1 protein-coding gene is annotated in these 764 nt (G+C 37.7%); it reads left to right on the top strand.

What is annotated here, in order from left to right; translation table 11 throughout:
- Window positions 1-764, top strand: a 764-nt coding sequence (locus EII37_RS10780) for a mucin-binding protein (RefSeq protein ID WP_185696011.1), incomplete at both ends; no start/stop codon positions are given.

Here is a 764-nt window from a genome sequence, read left to right as displayed (position 1 = left end):
ATACTGTTGATCCAACAGGTAAGGTAACCTTCACACCAAATAAAGATTTCGTTGGAACTGCAACAGGAGTAACTATTGTACGTAAAGACACAAATGGAACTGTAGCGAAAGCTACTTATACTCCGCGCGTGCTTTCTGAAGATGGTACAGTTATTGCTAAGTATGTGAATAAAGAAGGTGAAGCAATCGCAGATACAACTGTTGTTGTTGAAAACGAAGAAACAGGAACTTCTTACACATCATCAGCTAAGACAATTCCAGGTTATGTATTAACAGAAACTCCAGCTAATGCAAATGGTACAGTTACAAACGGCTTGACAACTATTACTTATGTATATGAAAAAGCAACTCAAAACGCTACAGTTACATATGTAGATGTCACAACTGGAACTGAAAAAGTTCTTGGAGATATTGATAAGGCTTCTGGTAAGTTCGATGAAGTGATCAATTACTCTACTGAAGACCGTATTATTGCTCTTCAAAAAGCTGGATATGAATTGGTAAACGATGGATTCACAACTGAAGATGGACGTGTTTATGATGCAGATGATACTAAGAATAACTTCAAGGTAACAGTTAAACAACGTGTGGAACCAGTGACTCCAAATGATGAGAAACCTGTTCCAGGTCAACCAGTTAATCCAGAAGATCCAAATTCACCAGTATGGCCAAATACTGCAGAAAATCTTGAGTTAACTAAGACAGTTACTCGTACAATCAAGTACCGCTACAACGATGAGAATGGTAAAGAAGTAACAGCTGAT

Source organism: Streptococcus sp. OH4692_COT-348, from assembly GCF_003859975.1.
Classification (GTDB): Bacteria; Bacillota; Bacilli; order Lactobacillales; family Streptococcaceae; genus Streptococcus.
Note: the sequence above shows the minus strand (reverse complement) of the source record. Positions and strands in the feature narration are given on the sequence as shown.